Source organism: Pseudomonas sp. AM14(2022), assembly GCF_036346455.1.
Lineage (GTDB): Bacteria > Pseudomonadota > Gammaproteobacteria > Pseudomonadales > Pseudomonadaceae > Aquipseudomonas > Aquipseudomonas putida_A.
Window position 1 is genome coordinate 70270 of sequence record NZ_JAOTNY010000017.1, and the last position, 14199, is coordinate 84468.

Consider the following 14199-nt stretch of genomic DNA (forward strand, 5'->3'; position numbering starts at 1 on the left):
GGTAAGGTGTGCGTGTCATAGGTCTTGTCAAACCCTGCGATCCGTCTGGTGCGGACGCTTGGGTCGCATACGCCATGATCTGAGGATCAAGTATGTTGACGTATGCCGGACGAGCTTGGCGCTCGTGGGAGACTACTCCCCTAGGACGGAGCGGATTCTGCCTTCGCAAAACCGATAGAGCAAGAACAAATTTTCAGCCACGCTTGGCCCGGTAAATCCGGAAACCATTGCCTTCAGCCTTGATTGCACACACGCCCAGATGCTCTTCGATCAGCGGCTGATACTTCAGGAAGCTGTTCGCAACCAGGCGCAGTTCGCCGCCGTTTTTCAGATGTTTGGCCGCTTTTCGCAGCAAGTTCTCGGTGGCGAAATAATCGGTGTGCACGCCGACATGGAACGGCGGGTTGCTCAGAATCGCGTTCAAACCCATCGGTGCAGCGTCGATACCGTCGCCGGTCAGCACTTCGGCGTCCAGACCGTTGGCCGCTAACGTCAGGCGACTGCTGGCGGCGGCGAAGGCATCGACGTCGAGCAAAGTCACCTGATTGTGCGGATAACGCCGTTTGACCGCCGCGCCCAACACCCCGGCGCCACAACCGAAATCCAGCAGATGACCGCTCGGCAGTTTGTCCAGATGCTCAAGCAGCAGGGCGCTGCCGCGGTCCAGTCGACCATGGCTGAACACGCCCGGCAGGCTGATGACTTTAAGCGGGCCTTCGGCCAGCGGCAGCTCATAAGTCTGCGCCAGGCTTTCCAGCGATTTTGCTTCAGGCGCGTTGGCCACGGTGACCTGCCACAGTTGGCAGTGACGGGCGCTGTCGAGTTTGCGTTGCTTGCCGAACGGGTTGAGCTGCTTGGACGCACCCTCGATGCCGCTGCGTTTTTCCCCGACCAGAAACACCTCGCGCCCGGGCAGACGTGCGGCCACGGCATTGAGGATGTAATCGGTCAGATCCTTGGACTTGGGCAAAAACACCACGGCGCTGTCGAACTCGCGCTCCGGCACGTTTACGCCGAAATGGCTGCGACCTTCGAAGCGCGCATCGAGAGCGGCCTGATCGCCGGCATGCCAGCACCAGCCGAACGCATTGGGCAGGCGCCCGAGCAGATCGTCGGCAGGCAAACCGGCCAACAACAGCGAACCCTGGAATAACTCGGCCTGACGAAGCAGTACTTCACTGCGCGGATCCATAACTGCTCCCTGGAAAAAAAGTGCCGCAGTTTATCAACTGACGACCCGCAGCGCCTTACCGCTGAAGAATGCCTGGGCGTTTTCGGTCAATTGGCCGACGATGCGTTGCCGCGCTTCGCGACTGCCCCAGGCGTTGTGCGGAGTGACGATCAGCCGTGGAATGTCGGCGGCCAGCAGCGGATTGCCGTTGACTGGCGGTTCGACGCTGAGCACATCGGTGGCCGCGCCGCCGAGGTGACCATTGCGCAGGGCGTCGGCTAGGGCTTGCTCGTCGATCAAACCACCGCGAGCGGTGTTGACCACAAAGGCGCCGGGTTTCATCGCCGCCAGTTCGCGGGCACCGATGAAGTGTCGGGTGTGTTCGTTGAGTGGGCAGTGCAGGGTCAGGGCGTCGATCTGTGGCAGCAGTTCGTCCAGTGGCAGACGATCCGGGCGTGCCGGGCGGCCGGGAATCTGCCCGAGCAACACACGCATGCCAAACGCTTCGGCCAGTCGCGCGACCGCACCGCCGAGTTCGCCATGACCAAGCAGGCCGAGGGTTTTGCCCTCCAGTTCGACGATCGGATAGTCGAGCAGGCAGAACTGTCTGGCCTGCTGCCAGCGACCTTCGCCGACCGCTTTTTGATAATCCGCGAGGCGGGTGGCGAGGTTGAGCAGCAGCATGATCGTGTGCTGCGCCACCGACGGCGTGCCGTAACCCTGACAGTTGCACACGGTGATGCCGTGGGCGCGAGCCGCGTCCAGATCGACGTTGTTGGTGCCGGTGGCGGTGATCAGTATCAGTTGCAGATCCGGGTTGGCGGCCATCGCGGCGGCGTCGATGCGGATCTTGTTGGTGATCGCCACGCTGGCCCCGTGCAGGCGTTCGGCGACTTGATCAGGCGCAGTCTGGGCGAACAGTTGCAGGTCGCTGAAGCAGGCGCGCAACGGGCTGAGGTCGAGATCGCCGAGATCCAGAGACGGGTGATCGAGGAATACGGCGCGGCGCGGGTTCGTCATCAACTGTACCTTTTGTGCTGGGAACGGAAGGCGTAATCTGCCGAGCCTACCAGATGAAACAAAACGTTACGCAGTGCCCGAGGTGCTCACAAAACCTGTGGGAGCGGGCTTGCTCGCGAAGAGGGCGTGTCAGACCCATAAAGGTTGCCTGACACAACGCCATTCGCGAGCAAGCCCACTCCCACGGGGAAAAGCATTCAGGCGATGTGTTCAAGCTGATGATCACCCCCAGAGGAGCCCCCATGTACTGGACCGAGTTCTTGACCGTTGCACTGATCCACCTGTTGGCCGTGGCCAGCCCCGGCCCGGACTTTGCCGTGGTGGTGCGCGAGAGCGTGACCCATGGTCGTCGCGCCGGCACCTGGACCGCGCTGGGTGTGGGCACGGCGATTTTCCTACATGTGGGTTATTCGCTGCTCGGCATCGGCCTGATCGTGTCGCAGTCGATCGTGCTGTTCAACGCCTTGAAATGGGCCGCCGCCGCGTACCTGCTGTACATCGGCTTCAAGGCCTTGCGCGCGCAGCCGGCGAAAACCGTTACCGATGATCTGCACAAGGAAGCCGGCGTGCGCACCGCGCGCGGCGCGTTCACCTCGGGCTTCGTGACCAATGGTCTGAATCCGAAAGCCACGCTGTTCTTCCTGTCGCTGTTTACCGTGGTGATCAACCCGCACACGCCACTGGCGGTGCAGGCGGGTTACGGGGTTTACCTGGCCGTTGCGACCGCTTTCTGGTTCTGCCTGGTGGCGATGCTGTTCAGTCAGCAACGTGTACGTGCCGGTTTTGCCCGCATGGGCCATTGGTTCGACCGCACCATGGGCGCGGTGCTGATCGCTCTCGGCGTGAAAATCGCGTTTACCGAGATGCATTGATCTCAGAACCGCGACTTAAAACTGTGGGAGCGAGCCTGCTCGCGAATGCGTTGGATCAGTCGACATTACTGGTGGCTTAAAGACCGCTTTCGCGAGCAGGCTCGCTCCCACAGGGCCTTACACAAGCTCGCTGAGTTTGCTCAGATTATTCAGGTACTCCCGGGGATTGTCCCCAAGCAACCGGCGAAACATCGCGCTGAACGCCCGCGCGCTGCCGTACCCCAGATCCCGCGCCACGCGCTGCACGCTGTCCCCGGCGAGCAGGCGCGGCAGCGCTTCCATCAGGCGCAGTTGCTGGCGCCAGGCGTTGAAACTCATCTTCAGTTGTCGCTGGAACAGCCGCGCCAGAGTGCGTGAGCTGGCGCCGACCTACTGCGCCCAGTCTTCCAGGGTGTTGGGGTGATCCGGTGTGTGCAGCAACGCCAGACAGATGTTCTGCAGGCGTCGGTCAGTAGGCATTGGAATGTGCAGCGGCAGGTTTTCCAGGCTGGCGAGCTCTTCCAGCATCAACTGCTGGATCAGCGGATTATCCGCGTGCGGCGGGCCTTGAACGGCGCGCAGGATCAGCTCGCGCAACAGCGGCGTCACCGCCAGCACGCAGCACTGTTGCAGGCTGGCCGGTGACAGCTCGGGGGCAATGAACAGCGAGCGCATCTGCACATCGCCGGACATGAATATCTCGTGCGCGACTTGCGGCGGAATCCACACTGCGCGGCTTGGCGGAATCACCCAGGCACCGAGGTCGGTGACCACCCGCATGATCCCTCGGACGGCATACAGCAACTGCGCCTCGCGATGCAGGTGCAGCGACTGGTGCGCGCCGTCCAGATAATCCCGGGGATAGGCACTCACCGGGCCGTGTTCGAAGTGGCTGATCAACATGTCGGATTCGATGACCTGGTTGGCAGGTATGCGCTTTTTCGCCAACTTAGCATAAAGCCGCTGACAACAATCCGCCCATAACAAACACAAGCGTGCCGCCATGAATCAATCTCGAAACGTCATTCGCTACGTCAACGCCGCCCATGTGATCGACCACATGTTCATGCTGATTTTTCCCGCCGCCGTGCTCGGCATGACCCAGGCCTTCGGCCTCGACTACGCCGCGCTGATCGGCCTTTCGCTGGGTGGGTTCATTGCCTTTGGCGCCTGTTCGTTACCGGCCGGCTGGCTGGGCGATCACTGGAATCGGCGGCAGATGATGCTGGTGTTTTTCTTCGGCATCGGCGCCTCGGCGATCTTCACCGGGCTGAGCACCAGCCCGACGATGCTGGTGATCGGGTTGACCCTGATCGGCATTTTCGCCGCGATCTACCACCCGGTGGGCACCGCGATGCTGGTGGCCTACGCGCAGAATCGCGGCCGGGAGATCGGCATCAATGGCATGTGGGGCAACCTCGGCGTGGCGTTCTCGGCGCTGATCACCGGGTTGCTGGTGGCGCAGTTCGGCTGGCGGTCGGCCTTTGTGTTACCGGGGGTAGTGGCGATCATGCTGGGAATCGGCTTTGCCGTGCAGGTGCGTGAAGAGCCGATCCCGCAGCGTCCACACACCGCACTGAAGGGCGCTGCCGGGCAGCGGATTTCGATGCTCATGGTATTCGGTGTGCTGGCACTGGCGACGGCCACCGGTGGCGTGGTGTTCAACGCCACGACCATGACCTACCCGAAGCTGTTTCAGGAACGTCTGCATGACTTGTTCGCCTCGCCGCAAACCCTCGGCGTGGTGGTCAGCCTGGCGTATGCCTTTGGTGCAGTGGCGCAGTTGAGCATTGGCCAGGTGCTGCACCGAGTCAGCTTGAAATGGCCGTTTATTGTGTTGACGCTATTTCAGGCGCCGCTGTTGTACGCCATGGCGTATGTCGATGGCTGGGCAGTGATCGTGCTCGGTGCGGCGTTCATGTTCGTGGTGTTTGGTCAGGTGACGGTGAACGACTCGATGGTCGCCAATTTCGTCGCGCCGCAGTGGCAATCGCGGGTCTTCGCCTTGCGTTACTGCCTGTCGTTCGGCGCCAGTGCGACGGCGATTCCGCTGATTGCCTACATCGAACCGCGCCATGGTTTTGTCGGGCTTTACGTGATTCTGGCGGGTTTCGGCGCATTGACCTCCCTTGCTGCGCTGGTTTTCCCACGGACGCCTTCAGAAGCGGCTGTAGGGCAAACGGCCTGAACGGCGCTGAAATACCGACAAATGCTGGCGCAAAGCTAGCATTTGTACGGCTGTGCAAATCATTCCTTCGGCTGATTTGACTGGGGTATAACGGCTCTAGAGTAACGCTCTCTACGCCAACACCGTGCAGCCAGAAAAGGGATTCATATGTTGCAGACTCGCGTCATTCCCCCGGCCGATGGGGCCTACCAGTATCCATTGCTGATCAAACGGCTGCTGATGTCCGGCGCCCGTTACGAGAAAACCCGCGAGATCATCTACCGAGACCAGTTGCGCTACAGCTATCCGACCCTGATCGAGCGGGTGGCGCGGCTGGCCAACGTGTTGACGGCGGCCGGAGTGAAGGCGGGTGACACCGTGGCGGTGATGGACTGGGACAGCCATCGCTACCTCGAATGCATGTTTGCCATTCCGATGATCGGCGCGGTGATCCACACCATCAACGTGCGTCTGTCGCCGGAGCAGATCCTCTACACCATGAACCACGCCGAGGACCGCTTCGTGCTGGTCAACAGCGAGTTCGTCGGGCTGTACCAGGCCATCGCGCCGCACCTGACCACCGTCGAGAAAACCCTGCTGCTGACCGATCTGCCGGAAAAGACCGCCGAGCTGCCGAACCTGGTCGGCGAGTACGAGCAACTGCTGGCCGCCGCGAGTGCGCAATACGACTTTGAGGATTTCGACGAGAACTCGGTCGCTACCACCTTCTACACCACCGGCACCACCGGCAACCCGAAAGGCGTGTACTTCACCCATCGGCAACTGGTGCTGCACACCATGGGCGTGTCGACGATCATGGGCGCGATCGACAGCGTGCGCCTGCTCGGCACCAACGACGTGTACATGCCGATCACCCCGATGTTCCATGTGCATGCCTGGGGTTTGCCGTACGTGGCAACCATGCTCGGGCTCAAGCAGGTTTATCCGGGGCGTTACGACCCGGAATTCCTCGTCGAGCTGTGGCGCAAGGAGAAGGTCACGTTCTCCCACTGCGTGCCGACCATCCTGCAGATGCTGCTCAACGCCAAAGGCGCACAGGGCACCGATTTCGGCGGCTGGAAAATCGTCATCGGCGGTAGTGCGCTCAATCGCACGCTGTATGAAACCGCCAAGGCCCGGGGCATTCAGCTGACGGCGGCGTACGGCATGTCGGAGACCGGGCCGCTGGTTTCCTGTGCGCATTTGAACGACGAGTTGATGGCCGGCACCGAAGACGAACGCACCACTTACCGGATCAAGGCCGGTGTGCCGGGGCCGTTGGTGGAAGCGGCGATCGTCGACGCCGAGGGCAACTTCCTCCCCGCCGACGGCGAAACCCAGGGCGAACTGGTGCTGCGCGCGCCGTGGCTCACCGAAGGCTATTTCAATGAACCGCAGAAGGGCGCCGAGCTCTGGGCCGGTGGGTGGCTGCACACCGGCGATGTGGCAACGCTCGACAGCATGGGCGTGATCGACATCCGCGACCGCATCAAGGATGTGATCAAGACTGGCGGCGAATGGATTTCCTCGCTGGACCTCGAAGACCTGATCAGCCGTCATGTGGCGGTACGCGAAGTAGCAGTGGTGGGCATCGCCGATCCGCAATGGGGCGAGCGGCCGTTTGCACTGCTGGTGATCCGCGAAGGGCACGAGATCGGGGCGCGCGAGCTCAAGGAACACCTCAAGCCGTTCGTGGAGCTGGGGCACTTGAGCAAGTGGGCGATTCCAAGCCAGATCGCCCTTGTTACGGAAATTCCCAAGACCAGTGTCGGCAAGCTCGACAAGAAGCGCATCCGCCTCGACATCACCGAATGGCAGGCCAACAACAGCACCTTCCTTTCGACACTTTGAGTGTCTGCTGGCGCGCCGAAACCGGCGCGCCAGACCCACCAAGCAAGCGCTTGGCTTGTTAAATCGAAAAATTCAGCCATCCTTGCCGTGCCGACATGTGTCGGACTGGCGAAAGGACTGTTCCAGAGTGGCCGGCAGCTGCAAATCACACTTTAGAGGGATCAAGCAGTACCCCCTGCTGGCTATAGTCCGCTCAAGGATTTTTAAGAACGGGGCACACGCACGAACAGGGGCGATGCAATTTTGGAGTGACGTCGGGTGGCTACTGGCTCCCGGTCTTCCAGGCGTTTTTAAAAGTACTCACTGCCATAACAATAATGCACATGGAGTAGCGTCGATGACATCAGTAAACCAGTTCTGGCGCCGGGCTAAACTGCCTCTGGCCGTCAGTCTTGCCTCTACGCTCGCCGGGCCCGCATTCGGCGTCAGTTTCAACGTCGGTGAAATCGAAGGTCAGTTCGACTCCTCGCTCTCCCTGGGCATGAGTATCTCGACCCAGCAGCCGAACAAGGACCTTATTGGTGTCAACAACGGCGGCAAGGGCCTGTCCCAGACCTCCGACAACGGCCACCTGAACTTCAAGAGCGGGCAAGCCTTCTCGAAGATCTTCAAGGGCATCCATGATCTGGAACTGAAATACGGCGACACCGGGGTCTTCGTCCGGGGCAAATACTGGTACGACTTCGCGCTGCAGAATCAGGACCTGGAATACAAGGACGTCAGCAACCACAACCGCGACGTCGCGGCGCGTTCTTCCGGCGGGCAGATCCTCGACGCCTTCGTCTACCACAACTACTCGATTGCCGATGAGCCAGGTTCGGTGCGTCTGGGCAAGCAGGTAGTGAACTGGGGCGAAAGTACCTTCATCGGCGGCGGCATCAACTCGATCAACCCGATCGACGTGTCCGCGTTCCGCCGTCCGGGTGCCGAGATCAAGGAAGGTCTGATCCCGGTCAACATGTTCTACGTATCCCAGAGCCTCACCGAAAACCTCTCGGCTGAAGGTTTCTACCAGATCGACTGGCAGAAGACCGTGACCGACAACTGCGGCACCTTTTTCTCGCAGCCGGACATTGTCACCACCGGTTGCGACGACAACCTGCGGGTACTGAACAAGCGTTCGACCATTCCGGGTATTGCGCTCGGGCCGTTGGCCAACGCTGGTGTCGACGTCAACGAAGAGGGCGTGCTGGTGCGCCGTTCGCCCAACCGCAACGCGCGTGACAGCGGGCAGTGGGGCGTTTCCGCCAAGTACATGTTCGACCCGCTGGCCACCGAGTTCGGCGCTTACTTCATGAACTACCACAGCCGTGCGCCGATCTTCAGCGCCACCGGCGCGCCACAGTCGATCTATAACGGCGTGGCGGCATTGCCGGGGCCGTTCCAGGCGCTGGGGCCACTGGTAGTCGCAGGCAACTCGAACTACTTCATCGAATACCCTGAAGACATCCGCCTCTACGGTCTGAGCTTCTCCACCACCCTGCCTACCGGTACGGCGTGGAGCGGTGAAGTCAGCTACCGGCCGAATGCGCCGGTGCAGTTGAACTCCACCGACATCCTGTTCGCCGGCGTCCGTCCGCTGGGTGGCGCGTTGACCAATGCGTCGGTCCTCAACGGCGTGCCGGGCCAGGATCTGCACGGTTACAACCGTAAAGAAATCACCCAACTGCAAACCACCCTGACGCACTTCTTCGATCAGGTGATGGGCGCCAACCGGCTGACCCTGGTGGGTGAAGTCGGCGTGACCCACGTCGGTGGCCTGGAAAGCAAATCCGAAGCCCGTTACGGCCGCGATCCGGTGTTCGGCCCGGGTGAACTGCCTGCCACGGGAGGTCTCAACACCTGCTCGCAGATCCTCAACTCCTCCACCATCAACGGTGCCGGGCCGGGGGCTTCGCGCGACAACGTTTCCAGCAACTGCAACAACGATGGATTCACCACGGCCACTTCGTGGGGCTATCGCGCTCGTGCCATTTGGGATTACAGCGACGTGTTTGCCGGTGTGAACCTCAAGCCGAACGTGGCCTGGTCGCACGACGTGAAAGGTTACTCGCCAGGCCCTGGCGGCAACTTCGAGGAAGGTCGCAAGGCCATCAGCCTCGGTCTCGATGCCGAATACCAGAACACCTACACGGCGAGCCTGGCCTACACCAACTTCTTTGGCGGCGACTACACGACCGTGGACGATCGTGACTTCGTGGCCTTGAGCGTCGGCGTGAACTTCTAAGCACAGTTTTTTCAGGACGAACACACATATGAAAATAACAAAGAGTCTGTTCCACGCGGGTGTTCTGGGTTTGTCGCTGCTGGCGACCAGCGTCATGGCGGCCGTTCCCGCCGCCGAAGCCGACAAGCTGGGCAAGAGCCTGACCCCGATGGGCGCCGAAATGGCCGGCAACGCCGACGGTTCGATCCCGGCCTGGAAACCGCTGGCGAAAAATGCCGGCACGGTCGACAGCAAGGGCTTCCTGTCCGATCCGTTCGGCAGTGAAAAGCCGCTGTTCACCATCACCGCGCAGAACGTCGAGCAGTACAAGGACAAGCTTGCTCCGGGCCAGTACGCGATGTTCAAGCGCTACCCGGACACCTTCAAGATTCCGGTTTATCCGTCCCATCGCGGCTCGACCGTGCCGGATGACGTGTTCGCCGCGATCAAGAAAAACGCCACCACCACCAATCTGGTCGCAGGCGGTAACGGTCTGGAAAACTTCGATACCGCCGTGCCGTTCCCGATTCCGAAAAGCGGTCTGGAAGTGATCTGGAACCACATCACCCGCTATCGCGGTGGCAGCGTGACCCGTCTGGTGACCCAGGCGACTCCGCAAACCAACGGCTCGTTCAGCCTGGTGTACTTCCAGGATCAGTTCGTGTTCCGCGACAAGATGAAGGACTACGATCCGGCCAACCCGGGCAACATCCTGTTCTACTTCAAGCAGAAAGTGACTGCGCCGGCACGTCTGGCCGGTACCGTACTGCTGGTGCACGAAACCCTCGACCAGGTGAAGGAGCCGCGCAAGGCCTGGGTCTACGCCACTGGTCAGCGTCGTGTGCGTCAGGCACCGCAAGTGTCCTATGACGGCCCGGGCACTGCCGCGGACGGTCTGCGTACCTCCGACAACCTCGACATGTACAACGGTGCACCGGATCGCTACGACTGGAAGCTCGAAGGCAAGAAAGAGATGTACATTGCCTCCAACAGCTACAAGATCGACTCGCCGACCCTCAAGTACGCCGACATCATCAAGGCCGGCCATATCAATCAGGACCTGACCCGTTACGAGTTGCGTCGTGTCTGGCACGTGGTCGCCACCCTGAAACCGGGTCAGCGCCATATCTATGCCAAACGTGACTTCTACATCGACGAGGACACCTGGCAGGCAGCGGTCATCGACCACTACGACGGTCGCGGTCAGCTGTGGCGTGTAGCCGAGGCGCATGCCGAGGACTACTACGACAAGCAAGTGCCGTGGTACGCACTGGAAGCCCTGTACGACCTGCAATCGGGTCGCTACCTGGCGCTGGGCATGAAGAACGAAGAAAAATCAGCGTATGACTTCGGTTTCTCTGCCACCAAGAGCGAATTCCAGCCGGGCAACCTGGGCCAGGACGGTATCCGCTAAGCTTTGACCCGAGGCCGCATCCTCGAAAAAACGCCCCGACTGGTTCGGGGCGTTTTTTTGGCGTTGATTTTGTAGGAGCTGCCGGCTCTCGACAGTCTTTTTGTAGCCATTTGTAGCAGCAACCTTCATAACCGCTACGTTTAAGGCTAGGCTGCGGACATCTGCTACGCCGCCAACCGCCATTCGAACAAGAGCCGGCCATGACTGATCTGTCCCCACTTCCGGGTCCCGCAAGCGTTGCCGTCGCGGCACTGGACGGACGTTTTTTCCGTCCTCCGCTGCCAGACGGATACGTCTTGCGGCCACGTCTCTGCGAGCGCCTGCAAACCGGGCTCGGTGGACGTCTGTTACTGGTCTGCGCTCCGGCCGGGTTCGGCAAGAGTTCGCTGGCGGTGGAGTTCTGTCAGAGCCTGCCGGGGCACTGGCAAAGTCTCTGGCTGGGATTGAGCCCACGGGATAACGATCCGGGGCGGTTTCTCGAGCGATTGCTGGAGGGACTGCAGGACTACTTTCCGGATCTGGGCAGTCGTGCACTCGGCCTGTTGAAGATGCGCCAGCGCCATCAGCCGTTCGCCTTCGAAGAATGGCTCGATGGCTTGCTCGATGAGCTGGCCCTGCAACTGCAACCGACGGCGCCGCTGTTGCTGGTGCTCGACGACTACCATCTCGCCCAAGGCCCGGTACTCGACCGTTGCCTGCAGTTTTTCCTCAATCATCTTCCCGATGGCTTGCTGGTCATGGTCACCAGTCGGCAGCGCCCGGACTGGCATCTGGCGCGTCTGCGCCTGTCGCGCCAGTTGCTCGAACTGCATGAGCAGGACTTGCGCCTGACCCACGATGAAGCCCTGACGCTGCTCGATCGACACAGCAGTTCATTGCGCGGCGAAGCGCTGGAAAACCTGATCCAGCGCAGCGAAGGCTGGGTGGCCGGACTGCGTTTCTGGTTGCTTGCGGTCTCCGAGGCTGGCAGCGGGGCTCCGTTGCCACCCGCGCTGAACGGCGGGGAAGGGCTGATCCGCGATTACCTGCTGGAAGAAGTGATCGATTGCCTGCCGGCCGAGGTGCAGGCGTTTCTCTACGACACCGCCCCTCAAGAGCGCTTTTGCAGCGAGCTGTGCGACGCGGTGCGCGAAGCCCACGACAGCGCCGAAATCCTGCGGTTTCTGTTGGCGCATCAGGTATTTCTGGTGCCGCTGGACGAACACGGTCACTGGTATCGCTATCACCATTTGTTTTCCGATCTGCTGCGCAGCCGTCCCGTGACCCAGACGCTGGTGCCGGCGGCGACCCTGCACCTGCGCGCCTGTCGCTGGTTCAATGCTCAAGGGCTGCTCGACGAAGCGGTGGAGCAGGCCTTGCGCGCCGGCCATCTGGATGTCGCAGCGAATCTGGTGCAGAACCTGTCCGAGGAACAACTGCTCGCCGAGCAGAACGTGGGCATGCTGCTGCGCTGGAAAATGGACTTGCCCGACAGTCTGCTGATCAGCACGCCACGCTTGATCGTGCTCTATAGCTGGGCGCTCGGGCTGGCCTGTCAGCTGGATGCCGCTGAAGAGCTGGCCAGTCATTTAAGTCGTTTCCTGCCGGCGCCTTCGGCCTCTGCGCAGAAGTCGATGCTCGCGCAATGGCTGGCGCTCAGCGGCATCATCGCCCGCGGGCGCGGGCATCGTGAGCTGACCCAGCGCTATTGCAGCGAAGCGCTGGAAAGCCTGCCGGTGAAACGTTACGGGCAACGCCTGATGTGCCTGTCGACTTTGTCCAATCTGGCGATTGCCGACGGTGACCTGTGGCGTGCGCGGGGCTTGAATCGAGAATCCCTCGAGCTGGCGCAGCGGGTCGGCAATCCGTTGTTCGAAGCCTTGGCGCATTACGACCGGGCGCGGGTCCTGCAATCGCGCGGGGAAATTCTGCGCGCCCTGGATGAGGTGCATCAGGGTCTTGATCGTCTGCGCGGGTTGTCGGCGCAACGTCTGTACGCGGTGCGTGCGCGGCTGACGCTGTATGAAGGTTTTCTGCTGTCGATGCGCTTGCAACCCCAGCAGGCCCGGACTCGATTGCTGAGCGGTGTGGCCGAAGCGCGGGCCTGTCGTGATATCAGCGTGTTGATCGGCCACTGCGTGATCGCTCGTCTGGACGGCAGCTCAGGCGAGTTTGCCAAGGCCTTTGCCGAACTCGCCGAAGCCGAGCGCCTGATGCACATCTGGGATGTGCCACCGATCTACTATCTGGCAATGATCACCCTGGTCAAATGCGAACTGTGGCTGGCGCAGGGCCGTACCGATCTGGCCGAAGCCTGGCTGGCGCGACTGGGCCAGACCTACACCGGCGAACGTGCAGCCGCACCACCGGAATTTCATCCACAGCTGCCGCTGCATGTGGAATTGCAACAAGCGTTGCTCGACGTGATCAAGGGCCAGCCGATGCTCGCCGAAGGGCGGTTGAATGTGTTGCTGGAAAACGGTCAGCAAACCGGGCGCCAGTTGCTGTGTGTGATGGCGCTGGCGCAGAAAGTGAATTTGCTGCTGAGCAGTGGTCGCGAATCCGAGGCACGCAAAGCATTGAACCAGGCGCTGGAAGCGGCGGCGGGCGGCGTGATACAGCCATTTGACGCCTTGATCAAAGCGCATCCGGACTGGCTGCGCAGCCAGCTGCAAAACTCGCCAGCACTGGCAGGACAGCAGTTGCTGACGCATTTTCCGCTGGTGGTTGCCCGTCCTGTCATTGAATGTGGATCTGCCGAACAACTCAGCAGTCGCGAGCTGGCGGTGCTGCGTTTGATTGCCCAGGGCTGTTCCAATCAGGAAATCAGCGAGCAACTGTTCATTTCGCTGCATACGGTGAAAACCCATGCCAGCCATATCAACAGCAAGCTGGGGGTTGAGCGGCGTACTCAGGCGGTGGCACGCGCCAAGGAACTGGGTGTGTTGAGCTGATCGCGATATCCGCCGGCCAATGAAAAACGCCCCGAACCAGTCGGGGCGTTTTGGGTTTATGTTCCAGGCCTGTGTTACCGGCCGGGTCATTGGGGGCGCGCGTCAGGCCACCAGATCGTTGGCGCTGAAACTGTTGACACCGACCAGCTGAATTTCGAAGTCCGCACCGGCGTTGCCACTGACGTTACCCGACAATATATGGTCGACAAAGCGCAACTGGCCTGCACCTGTGAAGTCGGCGCCACCGATGAAGGTGAAAGCATTGACCCCGGCGGTCAGCAGGTTGGCGTCGAATTTCGTCAGATCGATCTTGTCACCTTGCAGGCTGTTGAAGTCGGTGATGACGTCGCGGTTGGCGCCCAGCCCCATATCCGTGCGTGAGCTGAAGACAAAGGTATCGGCACCGGCACCACCGGTGAGGGTATCTGTGCCCGCGCCGCCGTCCAGAATGTTATTGCCGGCGTTGCCATAAATGGCATTGTTCAATGCGTTGCCGGTGCCCTTGGTGGCTGCTCCCACGAGGTTCAGGATCTCCACATTGGCGCCCAGCGTGTAATCGACGTAGGAATAGACGGTGTCGATTTCC

At 61.1% G+C, this 14199-nt stretch carries 8 protein-coding genes, 2 pseudogenes and 1 riboswitch; of the genes and pseudogenes, 6 read left to right on the forward strand and 4 right to left on the reverse strand.

The window, feature by feature from the left end:
- Positions 1-29: 29 nt before the first annotated feature.
- Positions 30-154, reverse strand: a riboswitch (yybP-ykoY riboswitch).
- A gap of 39 nt (positions 155-193) precedes the next feature.
- Positions 194-1192: a class I SAM-dependent methyltransferase gene (locus V3W27_RS25010; protein ID WP_330207784.1), complete on the reverse strand. Its 999-nt coding sequence runs from the start codon at positions 1190-1192 to the stop codon at positions 194-196.
- 33 nt (positions 1193-1225) lie between these two features.
- Entirely contained in the window at positions 1226-2191 is a 966-nt protein-coding gene (locus V3W27_RS25015) for a 2-hydroxyacid dehydrogenase (RefSeq protein WP_247268098.1), read from the reverse strand.
- 242 nt (positions 2192-2433) lie between these two features.
- Here V3W27_RS25015 and V3W27_RS25020 point away from each other — a divergent pair, with 242 nt between their 5' ends.
- Positions 2434-3063 (forward strand): LysE family translocator, encoded by a 630-nt coding sequence (locus V3W27_RS25020; RefSeq protein WP_027612203.1) that lies wholly within the window; start codon positions 2434-2436, stop codon positions 3061-3063.
- A gap of 117 nt (positions 3064-3180) precedes the next feature.
- Here the strand turns inward: V3W27_RS25020 and V3W27_RS25025 are convergent.
- Positions 3181-3945, reverse strand: a pseudogene (locus tag V3W27_RS25025) (AraC family transcriptional regulator).
- A 100-nt stretch (positions 3946-4045) separates the two neighbouring features.
- Here V3W27_RS25025 and V3W27_RS25030 point away from each other — a divergent pair.
- The 5 genes from V3W27_RS25030 to V3W27_RS25050 all read left to right on the forward strand — a co-directional run bounded on the left by V3W27_RS25030 (position 4046) and on the right by V3W27_RS25050 (position 13613).
- On the forward strand, positions 4046-5230 hold the full coding sequence (locus V3W27_RS25030) for an MFS transporter (RefSeq protein ID WP_330207785.1): 1185 nt from the start codon (positions 4046-4048) through the stop codon (positions 5228-5230).
- Positions 5231-5377: 147 nt separating this feature from the next.
- On the forward strand, positions 5378-7060 hold the full coding sequence (locus V3W27_RS25035; protein WP_097086226.1) for a fatty acid--CoA ligase: 1683 nt from the start codon (positions 5378-5380) through the stop codon (positions 7058-7060).
- A gap of 337 nt (positions 7061-7397) precedes the next feature.
- Entirely contained in the window at positions 7398-9287 is a 1890-nt protein-coding gene (locus V3W27_RS25040) for a DUF1302 domain-containing protein (protein WP_330207786.1), read from the forward strand.
- Positions 9288-9315: 28 nt separating this feature from the next.
- Positions 9316-10680, forward strand: coding sequence for a DUF1329 domain-containing protein (locus V3W27_RS25045; RefSeq protein WP_096797152.1), 1365 nt, complete (start codon positions 9316-9318; stop codon positions 10678-10680).
- Positions 10681-10880: 200 nt separating this feature from the next.
- The gene (locus V3W27_RS25050; protein ID WP_330207787.1) at positions 10881-13613 is read left to right on the forward strand and encodes a LuxR C-terminal-related transcriptional regulator; all 2733 of its coding nucleotides are present in this window, start codon (positions 10881-10883) and stop codon (positions 13611-13613) included.
- Between the two features lie 102 nt (positions 13614-13715).
- Here V3W27_RS25050 and V3W27_RS25055 read toward each other — a convergent pair.
- Positions 13716-14199, reverse strand: a pseudogene (locus V3W27_RS25055) (mannuronan epimerase); the annotation flags it as partial.

What these genes read in the sequence shown, in the direction of transcription:
- V3W27_RS25010 (WP_330207784.1), bottom strand. Translation starts at nt 1,192, where the DNA reads ATGGATCCGCGCAGTGAAGTACTGCTTCGTCAGGCCGAGTTATTCCAG.
- V3W27_RS25015 (WP_247268098.1), bottom strand. Translation starts at nt 2,191, where the DNA reads ATGACGAACCCGCGCCGCGCCGTATTCCTCGATCACCCGTCTCTGGAT.
- V3W27_RS25020 (WP_027612203.1), top strand. Translation starts at nt 2,434, where the DNA reads ATGTACTGGACCGAGTTCTTGACCGTTGCACTGATCCACCTGTTGGCC.
- V3W27_RS25030 (WP_330207785.1), top strand. Translation starts at nt 4,046, where the DNA reads ATGAATCAATCTCGAAACGTCATTCGCTACGTCAACGCCGCCCATGTG.
- V3W27_RS25035 (WP_097086226.1), top strand. Translation starts at nt 5,378, where the DNA reads ATGTTGCAGACTCGCGTCATTCCCCCGGCCGATGGGGCCTACCAGTAT.
- V3W27_RS25040 (WP_330207786.1), top strand. Translation starts at nt 7,398, where the DNA reads ATGACATCAGTAAACCAGTTCTGGCGCCGGGCTAAACTGCCTCTGGCC.
- V3W27_RS25045 (WP_096797152.1), top strand. Translation starts at nt 9,316, where the DNA reads ATGAAAATAACAAAGAGTCTGTTCCACGCGGGTGTTCTGGGTTTGTCG.
- V3W27_RS25050 (WP_330207787.1), top strand. Translation starts at nt 10,881, where the DNA reads ATGACTGATCTGTCCCCACTTCCGGGTCCCGCAAGCGTTGCCGTCGCG.